Origin of the sequence: Streptomyces sp. NPDC098781, from assembly GCF_044759995.1 — a bacterium.
Classification (GTDB): domain Bacteria; phylum Actinomycetota; class Actinomycetes; order Streptomycetales; family Streptomycetaceae; genus Streptomyces.
Genome location: NZ_JBIWAK010000002.1, coordinates 991524 through 1007521 on the forward strand (window position 1 = coordinate 991524; position 15998 = coordinate 1007521).

Annotated in this window: 15 protein-coding genes; 4 read left to right on the forward strand and 11 right to left on the reverse strand. The window is 69.3% G+C overall.

Features of this window, described 5'->3' with window-relative positions; all coding sequences use genetic code 11:
- Nucleotide 1: 1 nt before the first annotated feature.
- The 4 genes from ACIQWG_RS10530 to ACIQWG_RS10545 all read right to left on the reverse strand — a co-directional run bounded on the left by ACIQWG_RS10530 (nt 2) and on the right by ACIQWG_RS10545 (nt 4631).
- Nucleotides 2–982 (reverse strand): SCO2522 family protein, encoded by a 981-nt coding sequence (locus tag ACIQWG_RS10530; protein ID WP_404092925.1) that lies wholly within the window; start codon nt 980–982, stop codon nt 2–4.
- Nucleotides 979–1896: an SCO2523 family variant P-loop protein gene (locus tag ACIQWG_RS10535; RefSeq protein ID WP_404092927.1), complete on the reverse strand. Its 918-nt coding sequence runs from the start codon at nt 1894–1896 to the stop codon at nt 979–981. Before ACIQWG_RS10535 ends, ACIQWG_RS10530 begins: the two co-directional genes overlap by 4 nt.
- Before the next feature lie 3 nt (nt 1897–1899).
- Nucleotides 1900–3750, reverse strand: a complete 1851-nt coding sequence (locus ACIQWG_RS10540) for an SCO2524 family protein (protein ID WP_404092928.1) — start codon at nt 3748–3750, stop codon at nt 1900–1902.
- Between the two features lie 86 nt (nt 3751–3836).
- Complete coding sequence (locus ACIQWG_RS10545) at nt 3837–4631, reverse strand: SCO2525 family SAM-dependent methyltransferase (protein WP_404092931.1); 795 nt, start codon at nt 4629–4631, stop codon at nt 3837–3839.
- 180 nt (nt 4632–4811) lie between these two features.
- Here ACIQWG_RS10545 and ACIQWG_RS10550 point away from each other — a divergent pair, with 180 nt between their 5' ends.
- Both ACIQWG_RS10550 and ACIQWG_RS10555 read left to right on the forward strand, forming a co-directional pair.
- Nucleotides 4812–5339, forward strand: coding sequence for a GNAT family N-acetyltransferase (locus ACIQWG_RS10550; RefSeq protein ID WP_404092934.1), 528 nt, complete (start codon nt 4812–4814; stop codon nt 5337–5339).
- Nucleotides 5340–5447: 108 nt separating this feature from the next.
- Nucleotides 5448–6929, forward strand: a complete 1482-nt coding sequence (locus ACIQWG_RS10555; protein WP_404092937.1) for an alpha/beta hydrolase — start codon at nt 5448–5450, stop codon at nt 6927–6929.
- Nucleotide 6930: 1 nt separating this feature from the next.
- Here the strand turns inward: ACIQWG_RS10555 and ACIQWG_RS10560 are convergent, their stop codons facing one another.
- The 3 genes from ACIQWG_RS10560 to ACIQWG_RS10570 form a co-directional block, all read right to left on the reverse strand.
- Nucleotides 6931–7365: a VOC family protein gene (locus ACIQWG_RS10560; protein WP_404092940.1), complete on the reverse strand. Its 435-nt coding sequence runs from the start codon at nt 7363–7365 to the stop codon at nt 6931–6933.
- Between the two features lie 12 nt (nt 7366–7377).
- The gene (locus ACIQWG_RS10565; RefSeq protein WP_404092942.1) at nt 7378–8538 is read right to left on the reverse strand and encodes an abortive phage infection protein; all 1161 of its coding nucleotides are present in this window, start codon (nt 8536–8538) and stop codon (nt 7378–7380) included.
- Between the two features lie 209 nt (nt 8539–8747).
- Entirely contained in the window at nt 8748–8888 is a 141-nt protein-coding gene (locus tag ACIQWG_RS10570; RefSeq protein WP_404092945.1) for a hypothetical protein, read from the reverse strand.
- On the opposite strand from ACIQWG_RS10570, the gene bla reads away from it, so the two are divergent.
- On the forward strand, nt 8877–9614 hold the full coding sequence (bla, locus tag ACIQWG_RS10575; protein ID WP_404092948.1) for a class A beta-lactamase: 738 nt from the start codon (nt 8877–8879) through the stop codon (nt 9612–9614). The two genes, ACIQWG_RS10570 and bla, sit on opposite strands and share 12 nt — an antisense overlap.
- Before the next feature lie 99 nt (nt 9615–9713).
- Here the strand turns inward: bla and ACIQWG_RS10580 are convergent, their stop codons facing one another.
- The 4 genes from ACIQWG_RS10580 to ACIQWG_RS10595 all read right to left on the reverse strand — a co-directional run bounded on the left by ACIQWG_RS10580 (nt 9714) and on the right by ACIQWG_RS10595 (nt 14107).
- Nucleotides 9714–10184, reverse strand: a complete 471-nt coding sequence (locus ACIQWG_RS10580) for a helix-turn-helix transcriptional regulator (protein ID WP_404093555.1) — start codon at nt 10182–10184, stop codon at nt 9714–9716.
- A gap of 122 nt (nt 10185–10306) precedes the next feature.
- Nucleotides 10307–12670, reverse strand: coding sequence for an ATP-binding cassette domain-containing protein (locus ACIQWG_RS10585; protein ID WP_404092950.1), 2364 nt, complete (start codon nt 12668–12670; stop codon nt 10307–10309).
- Nucleotides 12671–12742: 72 nt separating this feature from the next.
- A complete protein-coding gene (locus ACIQWG_RS10590; RefSeq protein ID WP_404092953.1) occupies nt 12743–13153 on the reverse strand; it encodes a VOC family protein in 411 nt (136 codons plus the stop codon).
- 240 nt (nt 13154–13393) lie between these two features.
- A complete protein-coding gene (locus ACIQWG_RS10595; RefSeq protein WP_404092955.1) occupies nt 13394–14107 on the reverse strand; it encodes a FadR/GntR family transcriptional regulator in 714 nt (237 codons plus the stop codon).
- Between the two features lie 259 nt (nt 14108–14366).
- Between ACIQWG_RS10595 and ACIQWG_RS10600 the strand changes: the two genes are divergently transcribed.
- Complete coding sequence (locus ACIQWG_RS10600) at nt 14367–15995, forward strand: ABC transporter substrate-binding protein (RefSeq protein WP_404092957.1); 1629 nt, start codon at nt 14367–14369, stop codon at nt 15993–15995.
- Nucleotides 15996–15998: the final 3 nt, after the last annotated feature.

Consider the following 15998-nt stretch of genomic DNA (forward strand, 5'->3'; position numbering starts at 1 on the left):
CTCAGGTCTCCTCGCCCTCGGAGGAGCCTCCCGGCTCCTCGTAGAAGACGTAGGTGGCGCGCTGCGCGACGGCCGGCGGTACCGGGATGCCCTCGCCGGCCGATCGCTCGGCGACCTGCCGGAGCGCCCCCGCGTCGACGTCTATCTGGTCCAGGATGAGCCGTACGGCGTCCTCTACGGCGAGGAAGCGGTTCGGCATCAGGGTGCAGGTGCGGTAGGCGCTGAACGCCGCCTTGGTGTCGGTGAGTTTGACCAGCGGCGGCAGCCGGTCCCAGTCGTGCGGGAAGTCCTCGCCCTGCCAGTCCCTGGCCTCCAGCACGGGTTCGCCGAGGTGCCGTAAGAGGCCGAGCCGGGCGAGCTGCCACACGGCGGCCAGGAACGGGCAGGACCACAGCCGGCGTCCGTCCTGCTCGGACCACAGCTCGACGTCCATGAAGATGGAGTGGTTGCGGGCCGCCGTCTCCTGGGGCGCCTGCCAGCCCTTGACCTCGCCCAGGGCGCTGCGGGAGGTCGACGGGGTGCGCTGGCCGTTGGCGAGCCAGCCGGTCTGGCTGACGGGCGGGCGGGAGCCGTAGCTGCCGGGCGGTGGGGACTCGACGAGGCGGTGCATGACCGATTCGGCGAGTTCGACGCGGTCGGCGACCGCGCAGGCCGACTCGCGGGCCAGGTAGTCGATGACCAGGCCCGCCTTCTCGGCCTCCTTGAGCACCATCGGGATCAGCTCGGCCGGGGTGGAGAAACGGGTGAAGTAGTCGTCGACGAGGAAGCAGGTGCTGATCCGGGGCCGCTTGCCGCGGCGGCCGGCGGAGGCGCGTACGGCGTCCGCCCAGACCTTCACCTCGGCGAAGTGCTCGGCGAGGCGCTTGGGGCCCGCCTCGAAGTCCTCCATGTAGAGATGGCCCAGCTCCAGCGACAGATGGGACAGCGGCACGGACTGGGTGCGCAGGTCCGCGGTGGTCTCCTGGAACACGGCTTCGCTCACGCCTGCTCCCAGTACTTGTCGTCGGTGAGGCGTCCGGCGAGCTGGCTCAGCGCGGTCCAGGTCTCCTGGTTGGCGATCTGGCTGTCCAGCACGTCCTCGTCGGTGATGAGCTGCTCACGCCACTGAAGGACCGGTTCGAGCGGGACCGACCCGAGGACCTGGCTGTAGCCGATGCCGTGCGTGGACGCGAGCTGCTTGAGGTCGCCGTCGGTCTTGCGCATCCACGCCGACTGGGTGGGCGAGACCTGCGACCACAGCGGCGACTCGGGGTCGGGTACGGCGGCCCGTACGAACCGGATGGCGTTGCGCAGCGCGTCCTCGTCGTGGCCGCGCTCGACGCCGCCGGCGACGATGCCGCGCTTGCCGAAGACCAGGCTCGCGGCGGCGGCCACATGCTGGCGGGTCCAGCGGTGGAACACCAGCCAGCGGGCGGTGACCTCGCGCATCTCGCGCTGTGCGGTGGCCTCCAGGACCATGTCGACGGCGTAGGAGCGGCCGGCGCTGAGGTCGACGATCACCAGGTCGAACTCGTAGTACAGCGTCATCAGCAGGTCGACGCAGCGGCGCAGATTGTCGTCGCTGGTGGCGAACTCGCCGCCGCTGATGTCACCGGGCATCAGCACCAGCCGGCCGCAGCCGGGCGGCGGGAAGCGCAGCACCTGGTGTTCGGTCTCGGACCAGACGTCGATCCGGGCCGGTTCGCTGACCTCTCCTATCAGGTAGGCGTGCAGACCGCGGTCCTCGGTCTCCTGGCGGGCGTCTGCCACGTCGAAGACGGCCGCCGCGGTGGGCGAGCCGAAGTCGAAGTCCAGGTAGCAGACGTCGTTCCCGGCCAGCGCGCGGTGATAGGCCAGGTTGGCGCTCGTGACGGAGCGGCCGGTGCCTCCTTTGTCGGAGGCCGCGAAGATCAGCACGGTTCACACTCCCCGGTCCGCGGCTTCGCGGGCACGGGCGAGCGAGTCGAGCTGTCCCAGCACGTCGAGCGTCAACGCGTAGGCTGTACCCGGCTGTTCGTCCACGAGGCTGCGGGCGCGGCGCAACTTGACCTCGATGTTCCTGATCTGCATCCCGTGCCGGCCGTCTCCGGAGGGCGCGGGCTCCATCTGTTCGTTGCCCAGGAGGTGGGCGGACTCACTGAGCAACGCCCTGGCGAGGTCGGTGAGTTCGAGGCTGCGGATCGGGGGCTGGCGGTACATGGCGTGCGCCTGCACCATCACCTCGGTGACCCGCTCGGTGATGCTCCACGACACCGGGACGCGCCGCTTCTGGATCTCCGCCTCGGGATAGGCCGCGTGCACGTTGTCCCACAGTCCGACGCCCTCGCCGTCCCGGATGCGGCGGCGCCACATGTGGTCGAAGACGTCCTCGGCGAGTCTGAGCAGCCGGTCGTGCGAGCCGAGGTTGCGCGACAGGGTGCACAGCTGGACGGTCCGCTTCAGCAGCTGGGCCGAGAAGTCCGTCATGGCCCAGGTCATCTGCGGCCCGAGCTGCTCACTGCCCTGGAGCGGCAGGGCGACACCCATGTTGTGCAGTTCGTGCACGACGGGGTCTTCGCGGGTCATCCGGCTGGTGATACGGCCGCGCTCGGCGAGGCGCTCCATGATGCCGACGGTGCGGGTCAGGTCGTCGTCGGTGGCCCGGCGGCGCATCAGGTCGTGCACGAGGATGGCGGCGACGGACAGGGAGAAGTACTCGGACTCCAGCTGCTGTCCGGTCGTACGCCAGGGGATGTCCTCCAGGGGCCAGCGGTCGTCGTCGAAGCGGGCGATGCGGGACCAGTACTGCTGGGTGAGCTCCCACCGCAGTCGGAGCGCCTCGGCGAGCCGCTGCTGTTCGGTGTTGAGCAGGCCGAGGGTGAGGGTGCGGTCGGAGAACAGGTCCTGGATACCGTCGAGGGCGACCACGGTGAAGTACAGATACGGCACCGCGTTGGCGACGCCCTCGGGCTGCGGTCCGACCGGTTCGGTGGTCTCGACCTCGGGGGCGTCCTTGACCATGGTCCACGACCAGCCGCACTCGAACAGCTGGTTCTCGTCCTTGAGGCCTTCCTGGACGTCGATACCGAGGTAGACGCTCTCGACGATCGCGGCCCGCAGCGCGCGGAAGCGGTTCTGGAACGTGTTCAGCACCTGGCGCTGCGACAGCCGTCCCTGGCCCAGGAGTTCGCTGAGCGTACGGCCCTGGGGGGAGTCGGTGTCGAAGACGTTGACGACGAAGGAGCGCAGCAGGCTCACCATCGCGGCGGTGAGCCGGTTGCTGGTGGCCTGGCGCAGGTCGGCGATGGTCTCCTTGATGTCGCTGCGCCGGGTTCTGGTCTCGTAGATCTTGAGGAAGCCGAGGGTGGCCAGGCACAGGGTGATCGACATGGAGAAGGAGTCGACCACGCCGATCTGGCGCTGTTCCTCGGTGACTTCCTTGCTCTTGTCGGCGGAGCCGAAGTAGTAGCCGCCCGCGAAGGTGGGCCGTTTGTCGTCGCCGGTGTGCGCGCGCATGAAGTCGGCCGCTGCGGTGACGAGGTTGGCCGGGATGTCCAGCCGACCGCCCGCTTTCTTCAGGACCTGCTGCACGTCCTCCTGTGTGGTGTCCGGGTCGTCCAGCCGGAACGCGGGGATCTCGGTTGCCGGGTACAGCAGGCAGAGCAGCCGCTCGGCGTCGGCCACACTGCTCTCTCCGCCCCAGTCGCCCCACTCCCACTCTCCCCCGTCGAAAGAGTGGCGGGCGATTGCCTGCCAGATGTCCAGCAGATGCTGGCGTGGCTTGATCTGCATCCCATGCCCCTCACACAGGCCGCCCTGCCATCAGTCGAGGAATATCCCTCTTCTATTGTGAAGTTTCACTGTGAAGCTCACACCGGTCAGCCGATCGGAATGACCGAATCCGAATTGTTGCGCCAGCCGTAGGCGACGATCATTCCGGAATACCCGGCACGCACCTTGGCCGCGGATTCGAGCCGTTGGACCTTGACGTCGTCCACGAATGCCTCAAGGCTCTCGCGCACCTCGGATTCTCCCACGTCACAGGCCGGGAAGAAATGCTCGCCCGCGTGATAGCCCTTCGAATGTTCCATGAAGGCGGCCGCGAACGGGGCGCCGGGCGACAGCGCGCGCATGAACCGCTCGACGCCCAGCCGGAACTCCCGGTGGGAGGTGGTCATCGACTCGGCGACGAAGAACATGGTCCCCATGGACCACCGGCGCCCGTACCGCGCGAGGTCGAAGAGGTCGCCCTGCTCGACCGAGACGACCTTCCGGAACCGCTCCCGCGGGTCCACGCCAAGGGAGTTGTACGCCTCGTGCGTGCTCAGCACGTCCCAGAACTGGTCCCAGTTGCCGTCGTAGGAGTCGACCTGGCTCCTGAGGTAGCCGACGTTCGCCGACGAGCGCTCGAAGAGGGTGATCTCCTCGCACCACGGCATCATCGCGAGTGCCGGGTAGAGATTGGCGCCCGCGCCCACGTCGATACCGGAAACGGGGCCTCCGCCCTGCTTCTGGAAATGATCGCCGAAATGATCCCGGACCATGTGCAGGATCTCCGCGTCCTCTGCCTGTAAGTCGCGGTAGTTGTGATCAACATAGGCGATCGGGTCGAATGCCGCCCAGCGCACCTCAGCGTTCTTCAACCGGACGCCCCCCGACGATCTCTGGGTCATTCTGTCACGGTACCAAAGGAAGGCGCACTGGGAGCGCGTCGAGGCATAAGCAAGTCACGCTCTTGAACCGCCGGATTGCCCTGCTCAAGATGGGCTGATCTCCAACCGAGCGCCTGAAAGGGCAGGCAACAGGTGCTCACCCGTACGAGTGACTCGATTCCATCACATAGGGGGCAGTTGATGGCCGTGCCGGAGGAACGTTTCCCTGTTCTGGGTCTCCGCGCTGACCAGGCGTTCCTGGCCGACATCAGCGATCGTCCGCTGACCATGAGGGGCGTCACCGAAGCGGACCTGCCCGAGCTGCTGCGCGTGGACCGGGAGGTCTTCCCGGACGACCCCTACCCGTACTTCGTGCTGCGCCAGCACCTCGACGTGCACGGAGACCGCGTGCTCGTCCTCGACGACGGGGACTGTCTGCACGGCTACGTCCTGTTCGTCACGACCTCGGACCGGTATGTGTGCTGGGTCCTCAGCCTGGCCGTCAGCGCCGACCGGCGCGGGCGGGGGCTCGGCAAACGGCTGATGCTGGAGGTGCTGCGGCAGCTGCGCCGGGAGCGGGTGCACGAGGTCCGGCTGACCGTGGAGCCGACGAACGCGGCCGCGATCATGCTGTACCGGACGCTGGGCTTCACCACCGAGGGAGGCGTGCACCGGGACTATCTGGGGCCGGGCGAGGACCGGCTCATCATGGTGCTGGGGCTGACGTAGGGGCCGTACGGGGGTAATCCCCAGCAGAGGTGCGGGAGGTAATCCCCCCGGCGAATCCGGGAGTTGGCCGGATATGACCCCCCGTGAAGGTCCGTCAGTCTGCTGTACATGAAGCAGATCACGAAGAGTGCCGCCCTGATCGCCGCCGCCTCCGGGGTCGTCTTCGGCGTCGTCACCCCGCTCACCGCGTCCGCCGACGGCGGGCCCGCGCCGCTGAAGTGGACCAAGTGCGCGGGCGACGGGCTGGACCGGCGCCAGGAGTGCGCCACGGTGTCCGTGCCGATGGACTACGCCGACCCCGACGGCCCGAAGATCGACATCGCGGTGTCCCGTATCCGCAGCGACAACCCGGCCGCCCGCCGGGGAGTGCTGCTGATGATCCCCGGCGGGCCGGGCGGGGACAGCCTCGGCCATCCCACGGACAAGGGCAAGCTGATGCCGAAGGAGCTGCGGGACGCCTACGACCTGGTCGGGTTCGCCCCGCGCGGCAACGCGCCCTCCACCCCGGTCAGTTGTGACGTCGACACCGGCGACCTGGCCGCGGACAAGCGGCTTCCCTGGCCGGCCCCCGACGGTTCCGTCACCGAGAACATGGCGATGGCCCGGCGCCTGGGGGACGCCTGCGCCCGCAACGGGGGCGAGCTGATCAAGCACATCAGCACGCTCAACAACGCCCGGGACATCGACCGCATCCGGGCCGCCCTCGGCGAGCGCAAGCTGTCCGCCTGGGGCGTCTCCTACGGCACCTACATCGGCGCCGCCTACACCGAGCTGTTCCCGCGGCGCACCGACCGGATCGTGCTGGACAGCAGCGACAACCCCGACCCGGTCCAGGCGGAGCGGGCCTGGCTGCGGGCGTTCGAGGTGGGCGTGGAGGACAACTTCCCCGAGTTCGCCAAGTGGGCGTCCAGGCCCGGCAATCCGGACCGCGTCGCCGTCACCCCGGCCAAGGTGCGCTCGGCCTTCCTCGCCCTCGCCGCCCGACTGGACCGCGAGCCGATGCCCTGGCCCGGGGCGAACCCGGCGGAGCTGAACGGCAACGTCCTGCGTCAGTCCATGCTCAACAGCCTCTACGACCCCGACGACTACCCGGCGCTGGCGAAGCTGATGCTGGCCGCCGAGAAGGGCACCCTGCCGCCGGCGCCGCCGAGCCCACCGGAGCCGGCGCTCCAGAACTACCTGGCGGTCGGCGCCGGCACCATCTGCAACGACGCCGACTGGCCCGAGTCGCCGGCCGTGTACGAGAAGGGCGTCGCCGAGAGCCGGGCGAAGTACCCGCTCACGGCGGGCATGCCGCGGAACGCCCTGCCGTGCACCTCGTGGCCGTGGCAGCCGAGGGAGGCGCCGCTGCGGGTGACGGACCGCGGGCCATCCAACGTCCTGATGATCCAGAACGAACGGGACGTGGCCACCCCGCTGAGCGGCGCCCTGAAGCTGCGGGCGGCCTACGGCCATCGGGCGGTCATGGTGGTCAACGACTCCACCGGCCATGACTCCTACCTGAACAACGGCACCGCGTGCGGCGACGCCACCGTCTCCCGCTTCCTGACGACGGGCGAGCGTCCGGCGCGGGACAAGTACTGCGACTAGCTCAGCGTTCTGCCAGGGGTGCCGGGGCCTCCTGGACCGCCCAGCCGTTGCCGTCGGGGTCCTCGAAGAAGACGAAGGAGGTCCATGTCTCCCCGCCCCGGCCCTCCGCCCAGCCGGACGCGCCCACATGCAGCACCTCGGTCACCTCGACCCCGCGTCCCACCAGCTCCGCCCTCGCCGCCTCGATGTCCGTGACGCAGAGTTGCAGGCCCTTCAGCGAGCCGGGCGCCATCCGGGACTGGCCCGGGGCGTCCGGCATGCCGGACTCCAGCACGATCGAGCAGCGGGAGCCGGGCGGGGTGAGCTGGATGAAGCGGGCGCCGTCGAAGAACGGCGCATCGATGTCGACGGTGAAACCGCACTGGTCCCGGTAGAAGGCCTTGGCCCGGTCCATGTCCGTGACCGGTACGCCGATCAGCTCAAGGGTCCACTCCATACCCGCACCTCCTCAGCCATGGTCACCCAGCGCGGCGGTCCCCGCTCGTCGGCCGTACCGGTGGGCCACGGCGTGGAATGCCTCCTTCGGCTCCCAGTGCCAGTGAGAGGCCGGGTCGTCGGGGCGGTCCTTGACCGACTTGGTGAGGGCGTAGCTCGCCAGGTCCAGGTCATGGCGGGGGTCGTCGGGGCGGTGGGGGGCGTCCGGGGTGACGAACTCGAAGGCCATCGCCGCGTACAGGCCCATCGACTCGAAGACGTCCAGCAGACCGGCGAGATAGGCGGCCTGGGTGCGCTCGCTGCGCACCGGGTCGCCCTTGATCTCTTCGGGCTCCTTCGTGTGGTCGACGATGTCCCAGCCCATGCCGGCCGTCTCGGGGGCTCCCTCGTAGGCGCAGGTGCCGAACTCGGTGATGGCCAGGGGCTTGCCCCAGCGCAGATGGCGGCGCAACTCGCGGACGTGGTCGGCCGGTTGGGGGAAGAACGAGTAGTAGTCGATGCCGACGACGTCGAAGAGGTTCCAGTCGACCGGTTCGAACTCCTCGTCCTGGGCGGCGGCGTAGCCGAGGCGGCCGTGGAAGACGGACCGTGCCACGGCCGCCGCGCGGCCGGTGAAGCGGGCCAGTCGGCGCTGCATCCGCGCCATGTCGACGTTGCCCTTCTGGAGGTTGTCGACGCGCTCCAGGACCGTGGCGCCCGGGATGATCCCCGGCACGAACAGCCAGAACTCGCAGCCCACGCTGAAGTCGACGCTCGCGCCCTGCCGGCGCAGCCGCTCGGCGAACCGGCCGCACTCGGCGATCGAGTCCAGGATGTCCCGCTCCGGCACGTCCCCGAGGGTCGGCTGGAGCCAGACGTGCAGTCCGCGTTCGGCGGCCTCGGCGGCCGTGGCGGTGAGCCGGTCGACGCCGTCGCCGGTGACGTCGACCGTGTCGGCGTGCAGCTCGTCGCGGATGACACGGAGGTCGGTGCGCATCCGGGCGGCACTCCACGCGGTGCCGGGTGTCTCGCCCGCGCCGACGGTGTAGACGACGCCCCGGTGCCTCAGTCCCCGGTGCCTCGGTTCGCGCGCGGTCGCCGCGGCCGCTGTCGCGGGCAGCACCGCCCCGGCCAGCCCGAGGGCCGCCGCCCCCGTGAGAAATCGTGCCCGGCTGATCCCCTTGGTGTTCTCCATACGGCCACTGTGGCGAGCGCGTGGCGCCGCGTCCGTCCGCCGATGGTCTACGTCACGGCAACCAAGGAATGACATACGGCGTCGATCAAGGCAGAGATCGTCACCACCGTCCGACCGAAGCGTCACCATCCGTCGGACGCAATCGACACCGACGTCGGACGGAATCGACGCCGTCCGTCGGACGCATCCGAGCGAAGGAGACCGAGATCCTAGGCCGACGCACCCTGCTCACCGCAGGCACCGCCACCGCCGCTGCCCTCCTCACCGGCGCACCCGCCCACGCCGCCACCACCGGCCGGCTGCACGAACTGGAGCGCCGACACGGCGCCCGGCTGGGCGTGTTCGCGCACAACCTCCGTACGCGCAAGACCGTCACCCACCGCGCCGACGAGCTGTTCCCGATGTGCTCGGTCTTCAAGACCCTGGCCGCCGCGGCCGTCCTGCGGGACCTCGACCGTGACGGCGAGTTCCTCGCCCGCCGGATCCACTACACGGAGGCGGACCTGCCGGAGTCCGGTTCCGACAAGACCAGGGAGCACCTGGCCGAGGGGATGACGGTCGCCGAACTGTGCGACGTCGCCATCACCTTCAGCGACAACGGCGCCGGAAACCTCCTGCTGCGCGAACTCGGCGGCCCCACCGCCATCACCCGCTTCGCCCGCTCCCTGGGCGACCCGGTGACCCGCCTCGACCGCTGGGAGACCGAGCTGAACTCGGCGGAACCCGGGCGCGTCACCGACACCACCAGCCCCCGCGCGATCGGCCGCACCTACGGCGCGCTGGTCCTCGGCGACGACGCCCTGAACCACGCGGACCGCGGCCTGCTCACCCACTGGCTGCTGAACAACACCACCAGCGCCAAGCGCTTCCGCGCCGGCCTGCCCAAGACCTGGACCGTGGCGGACAAGACGGGTTCGGGCTCCTACGGCACCACCAACAACGTGGGCGTCGCCTGGACCCCCGACGGCGCCCCCGTCGTCCTCTCCGTCCTGTCCACCCAGCCCGCTCAGGACGCGGTGTGGGACGACGCCCTGGTGGCGGAGACGGCCGCGCTGCTCTCGCAGACGCTGGTCTGACCCACCGGGGGCACCCGGAGGGCTACGCGGGCGTGGACGAGGGTGGTGCGCCGGCCCGACTGCCGCCCAGGCGGCAGTCGGTGGTCGTCACGCGCGTCACTACGGCTGCGGCTCGCCGGCCGGCACCGCCCCGTTGACCGCGGCCGCCAGGCTGAAAGGCGCCGGCCGGTCCCTGAGCGGCCTGGTCACCTGCTTCGCCAGACACGACGGGATCCCTTGCGTCGTGTCCGCCTCCTGGCGCCGGTAGGCGCTGGGCGACATGCCGACCAGTTCCGTGAACCGGGTGCTGAAGGTGCCCAGCGACGAACAGCCCACCGCGAAGCACACGTCGGTGACACTGAGGTCGCCCCGGCGCAGCAGCGCCATCGCGCGCTCGATGCGCCGGGTCATCAGATAGCCGTACGGCGACTCGCCGTAGGCGGCCCGGAACTCACGGCTGAGATGGCCGGCCGACATGTGCACGCCCCGTGCGAGCGCCTCCACGTCCAGCGGCTGCGCGTACTCCCGGTCCATCCGGTCGCGGACGCGACGCAGCGCGACGAGGTTGCGCAGACGCTGTTCCTCGGGCATCGAGTGGCTGGGGCTCACACCCGCATCCTCCCGAACCGTCTCCCACCTCGTCCACTCCCGGGTGAGGCGGGAGCGGGACGAAAGCAGGGCCAGCACAGGTGCCGAGGTCAGACACATCGCGGTCAGCCGCCGACGTAGGCCGCGAGGTGCTCACCGGTGAGGGTGGAGCGCTCGGCGACGAGGTCGGCGGGGGTGCCCTCGAAGACGATCCGGCCACCGTCGTGACCGGCGCCGGGGCCGAGGTCGATGATCCAGTCGGCGTGTGCCATCACGGCCTGGTGGTGCTCGATGACGATCACCGACTTGCCGGAGTCCACCAGCCGGTCCAGCAGGCCGAGCATCTGCTCGACATCGGCGAGGTGGAGCCCGGTGGTCGGCTCGTCGAGGACGTAGACACCGCCCTTGTCCGCCATGTGTGTGGCCAGTTTCAGCCGCTGCCGCTCACCGCCGGACAGCGTGGTCAGCGGCTGGCCGAGGGTGAGGTAGCCGAGCCCGACGTCCGCCATCCGCTCGACGATCTTGTGCGCGGCCGGGATGCGGGCCTCGCCGTCCCGGAAGAACTCCTCGGCCTCGGTCACCGACATCGCCAGCACCTCGCTGATGTCCCGGCCGCCGAAGTGGTACTCCAGCACCGACGCGTCGAACCGCTTGCCCTCGCAGTCCTCGCAGGTGGTGGCCACGCTCTGCATGATCGCCAGGTCGGTGTAGATGACGCCGGCGCCGTTGCAGGTGGGGCAGGCGCCCTCGGAGTTGGCGCTGAACAGGGCCGGCTTCACACCGTTGGCCTTGGCGAACGCCTTGCGGATCGGCTCAAGCAGTCCGGTGTACGTCGCCGGGTTGCTGCGCCGCGAGCCGCGGATCGGCGTCTGGTCGACGGAGACCACGCCCTCCGGCGCCGGGATGGAGCCGTGCACGAGCGAGCTCTTGCCGGAGCCGGCGACGCCGGTGATGACGCAGAGCACGCCGAGCGGGATGTCGACGTCGACGTCCTGGAGGTTGTTGGCACTCGCGCCGCGGATCTCCAGCTTGCCGGTCGCCTCACGGCAGACCGCCTTGAGCTTGGCCCGGTCGTCGAGGTGCCGTCCGGTGACGGTGTCGCTCGCCCGCAGGCCGTCCAGGGTGCCCTCGAAGCAGACGGTGCCGCCCGCGGTGCCGGCGCCGGGGCCGAGGTCCACCACATGGTCGGCGATGGCGATGGTCTCCGGCTTGTGCTCGACGACGAGCACGGTGTTGCCCTTGTCGCGCAGCCGCAGCAGCAGGTTGTTCATGCGCTGGATGTCGTGCGGGTGCAGCCCGATGGTGGGCTCGTCGAAGACGTACGTGACGTCGGTGAGCGAGGAGCCGAGGTGGCGGATCATCTTGGTGCGCTGGGCCTCGCCGCCGGAGAGGGTGCCCGAGGCGCGGTCGAGCGAGAGATAGCCGAGGCCGATCTCGACGAAGGAGTCGAGGCTGTGCTGGAGCTTGGCGAGCAGCGGCGCGACGGAGGGCGCCTTGAGCCCGCGGACCCACTCGGCCAGGTCCCGGATCTCCATCTTGCAGGCGTCGGCGATGTTGATCTTGCCGATCTTCGAGGAGCGGGCGAGTTCGCTGAGCCGGGTGCCTTCGCACTCGGGGCACTCGGCGAAGGTGACCGCGCGGTCGACGAAGGCCCGGATGTGCGGCTGCATGGACTCGCGGTCCTTGGACAGGAAGGTCTTCTGGAGCTTCGGGATCAGGCCCTCGTAAGTGAGGTTGATGCCGTTGATCTTGACCTTGGTGGGCTCCCGGTAGAGGAAGTCGTGCCGCTCCTTCTTGGTGTACTTCCGGATCGGCTTCTCTTTGTCGAAGAACCCCGACTCGGCGATGACCCGCACGACCCACCCGTCCCCCGTGTAGGTGGGGATGGTGAACGGATCCTCGGAGAGCGACTTCGAGTCGTCGAAGAGCTGGGTGAGGTCGATGTCCGAGACCCGGCCCCGGCCCTCGCAGTGCGTGCACATGCCGCCGGTGCGGCTGAAGGTGACCTTCTCGGTCTTCGTCTTGTCCGCACCCCGGTCGACGGTCAGACCGCCGGTCGCGGAGACCGAGGCGACGTTGAAGGAGTACGCGGCGGGCGGGCCGATGTGCGGCTTGCCGAGCCGGCTGAAGAGGATACGCAGCATCGCGTTGGCGTCGGTGGCGGTGCCGACGGTGGAGCGCGGGTCGGAACCCATGCGCTGCTGGTCGACGGTGATCGCGGTGGTCAGCCCGTCGAGGACATCGACCTCGGGCCGCGCGAGGTTGGGCATGAAGCCCTGGAGGAAGGCGCTGTACGTCTCGTTGATCAGCCGCTGCGACTCGGCGGCGATGGTGTCGAAGACGAGCGAGCTCTTGCCCGAGCCGGACACGCCGGTGAACACCGTCAGCCGGCGCTTCGGGATGTCGATGCTGACGTCCTTGAGGTTGTTCTCCCGCGCTCCGTGCACGCGGATCAGGTCGTGGCTGTCGGCGGCGTGCGGCTCGTTCATCGTGCGATTCTCCATTGGCGAGGGCGCGGGGTGTGACTGGACGGGGCTGGACCGGGCACGGCTCGGCTTGGCTCAGCCTCGCGCCTGGATACGGATCAGATTGCCCGCGGGGTCGCGGAAGGCGCAGTCGCGGATGCCGTACGGCTGGTCGGTCGGCTCCTGGACGACCTCGGCGCCGGTGGCCTGCACCTTCTCGAAGGTGTCGTCGACGTTCGCGGTGGCCAGCAGGATCCAGCCGTAGGTGCCCTTGGCCATCATCTCGGCGATGACTCGGCGCTCGTCGTCGGTGATGCCGGGGTCGGCGGTGGGGGGCGCGAGCAGGATGGACGTGCCGGGCTGACCCGGCGGGCCGACGGTGATCCAGCGCATCTTGCCCTGTCCGACGTCGGTACGGACCTCGAAGCCGAGGGCGTCGCGGTAGAAGGCCAGCGAGGCTTCCGGGTCGTCGTGCGCAAGGAAACTGGCGTGAATGCTGATGTCCATGCCCGTCACGCTAGCCGGGGGGCGGGGGCGGCGCTTCTCGATTCCTGACCTGTGCCGGCGGAGGCATCCATTTCGTTTCTCGCCCCCGCCGCCCCTACCCGTCCCGTCCCTGGGGGCTGCGCCCCCAGACCCCCGCTTTCGGCCCTGAAGGGGCCTCGTCCTCAAACGCCGGACGGGCTGAAAAACCAGCCCCTCCGGCGTTTGAGGAGCGGGGTCTGGGGCGGAGCCCCAGAAGGATGGTCAAACCTTCCGTGCCGCGATCCCCCGGAAATGCACCGCCATCGCCCGCTGCGCCCCCTCCACATCCCGGGCCCGCAGGGCCATCACGATGTCCCGGTGCCAGCGGGCCGTCACCTCGGGAGACGGATCGTCCGGTCGGCCCCGCGCACCGTTCACCCGCCGGAACACCGTCCAGAACGCGGCCAACAGCTGCGGCACGAGATCGTTGCCCAGCGACGCGTACAGCAGCTCGTGGAACTCCCGGTCCAGTTCCGGAAAGGCCCGCCCCGCCCTCCCCGCCGTCTCCATCCGCGACACGACCACCTCCAGCCGGTCCAGCTCGGCCTCCGTCACCGTCGCCGCCACCCGCCGGATCAGCCCCTCCTCCAGCACCTCCCGCACCTGGAGGATCTCCGACAGCGCCCCCGAGTCGTCGTGGTCGTGCCGGGCGAGCGTGCGGAAGGTGAGGCCGTCGATCAGAGGGGTGAGGGACGCCTGGCCGACATACGTGCCGTAGCCGTGCCGGATCTCCACGATGTCGAGGGCCTGGAGCGCCTTCAGCGCCTCCCGCACGGAGTTCCGGCTGACCCCCAGATCCTCCATCAGCTCCGCCTCGGTGGGCAGGAGAGTGCCGGCCTGGAGCCTGCGGTCGATGATCAGCTGCATGACCTGACGCTGGATGCGGCTGTTCCTGGACTCCTCGGACGGACGACTGTTCCTGGGCTGCCCGGGCATGCGGCGCATGCTACGCGCACCCGGACGTCCCACGTCCCATGTCCGCCGGATACGCCCCTGACGGGGGGTCAACTCGCGCCATTTCATAGCGCCATTGGTCCGACCTGTGGCAGATGCGCCATTCGTGTGAGATCCCTTGACCGCCCCCTGTGCCCCACCTATGGTCGCGCTGACCGTCAGGACGTAGGACGTCGTATCTCCTCACCCAACCAAGATCGTTCCCCGAGCTCACATCAAGCTCATAGCCGCTGGAGGAAGCGTGCGCGACGTGACCCACGACGTGCCGGCGCTGCACCGCCGGTCGTTCCTGAAGTACACCGGCGCGCTGGGCGCGGCCGCCGCCGTCTCCGCGTCGCTGTCGGCCTGTTCGTCGGGGCCGGAGTCCACCAACGAGACCGGCTCCGGCGGTGGCCAGGACCGGACCCTCACCGCAGTGATCGGCTACGGCAACGACGGCAGCTGGGACCCGACCCAGACGGCGTCCGCCTTCTGCATGGCCGCCAACAACCACATCTACGAGGGTCTCCTCGACACCGACCCGATCTCCCGCGAGCCGTACGCCGCCCTCGCCACCCAGGTTCCGGCCGACGCGAGCGCCACGTCCTGGAAGTTCACGCTGCGCGCGGGCGCCAAGTTCCATGACGGCAAGCCCGTCACCGCGGACGACGTCGTCTTCGTCTTCGACCGGATCCTCGACCCGAAGACCCAGACCCTCGCCAAGGGGTTCTTCGCGAGCTGGCTCAAGGAAGTGCGGAAGATCGACGCGCAGAACGTCGAGCTGGTGCTCAAGTTCCCGTTCCCGGACGGTCTTTCGCGGCTCACCCTCGCCAAGATCATGCCGAAGCACGTGTTCTCCCAGCCGGGCGGCTGGGACGACGCCATCAAGGGCAAGGCGATCGGCTCGGGGCCGTACCGGCAGACCGCGCACCACCCGAAGTCCAACACCACCTTCGAGGCGTTCGCCGACTACAACGGCCCGCGCAAGGCCACCTTCAAGAAGATGAACTGGCTGACGATCGTGGACGCCGCGCCGCGCGTGGCCAGGATCTCGGGTGCCAGCGCCGGCGCGCAGATCGCGGACAACATCCCGTACGCGAACATCGGCCAGCTCCAGAGCGGCGGCCTTCAGGTCGCGGGCGGTGCCGGGATGAACAACCTGTTCCTGATGTTCAACACCAAGCACAAGCCCTTCGACGACGTACGCGTACGCCAGGCGCTGCGCTACGCGATCGACACCGACAAGATGATCCAGGTCGCCCTGAAGGGCCACGGCAAGCCGTCGTCGTCCTTCCTCAACGAGGCCAACCCCAGCTACCGGCGCGCCAAGACGGTCTACGACTACGACCCCGACAAGGCGAAGGCGCTGCTGAAGGAGGCCGGGGTCAGCGGGCTGAAGGTGGAGATCCTGGCCGTCAACGTGAGCTGGATCGTGGACTGTCTGCCGACCATCAAGTCCTCCTGGGACGCGATCGGTGTGCAGACCACGCTGTCCCCGCAGGAGACGACGGCCGTCTTCACCAAGATGGACCAGAAGCAGGACTACCAGGTGGTCGCCGCCGCGTCGAACCCCAACCAGTTCGGCCTCGACGCGGACCTGATCATGCATTACAACTACGGCCCCGAGAACCTGTGGATGCAGTACACCCGGTGGGCCGACAACTCCGTCGCCAAGGCGCTCTTCAAGGACATGGACCGGGCGACCCAGGAGTCGGACACCGAGAAGAAGAAGACGATGGTCCAGGACTACATCGACGTCGTCGCCGAGCAGGCGGTGCTCTACCCGGTCGTGCACAACGAGCTGATGACGGCGTGGAACCCGAAGCTGCTCACCGGCATAAGGGCACAGCCGTATCCCGGCATCAACCTCCTCCAGGCCAAGTGGGTCTAGGAG

Coding starts and splice junctions, on each gene's coding strand:
- ACIQWG_RS10555 (WP_404092937.1), top strand. CDS start 5,448: ATGAAGCAGATCACGAAGAGTGCCGCCCTGATCGCCGCCGCCTCCGGG.
- ACIQWG_RS10540 (WP_404092928.1), bottom strand. CDS start 3,750: ATGCAGATCAAGCCACGCCAGCATCTGCTGGACATCTGGCAGGCAATC.
- ACIQWG_RS10580 (WP_404093555.1), bottom strand. CDS start 10,184: ATGCCCGAGGAACAGCGTCTGCGCAACCTCGTCGCGCTGCGTCGCGTC.
- ACIQWG_RS10545 (WP_404092931.1), bottom strand. CDS start 4,631: ATGACCCAGAGATCGTCGGGGGGCGTCCGGTTGAAGAACGCTGAGGTG.
- ACIQWG_RS10590 (WP_404092953.1), bottom strand. CDS start 13,153: ATGGACATCAGCATTCACGCCAGTTTCCTTGCGCACGACGACCCGGAA.
- ACIQWG_RS10560 (WP_404092940.1), bottom strand. CDS start 7,365: ATGGAGTGGACCCTTGAGCTGATCGGCGTACCGGTCACGGACATGGAC.
- ACIQWG_RS10595 (WP_404092955.1), bottom strand. CDS start 14,107: ATGCCCGGGCAGCCCAGGAACAGTCGTCCGTCCGAGGAGTCCAGGAAC.
- ACIQWG_RS10565 (WP_404092942.1), bottom strand. CDS start 8,538: ATGGAGAACACCAAGGGGATCAGCCGGGCACGATTTCTCACGGGGGCG.
- ACIQWG_RS10550 (WP_404092934.1), top strand. CDS start 4,812: ATGGCCGTGCCGGAGGAACGTTTCCCTGTTCTGGGTCTCCGCGCTGAC.
- ACIQWG_RS10585 (WP_404092950.1), bottom strand. CDS start 12,670: ATGAACGAGCCGCACGCCGCCGACAGCCACGACCTGATCCGCGTGCAC.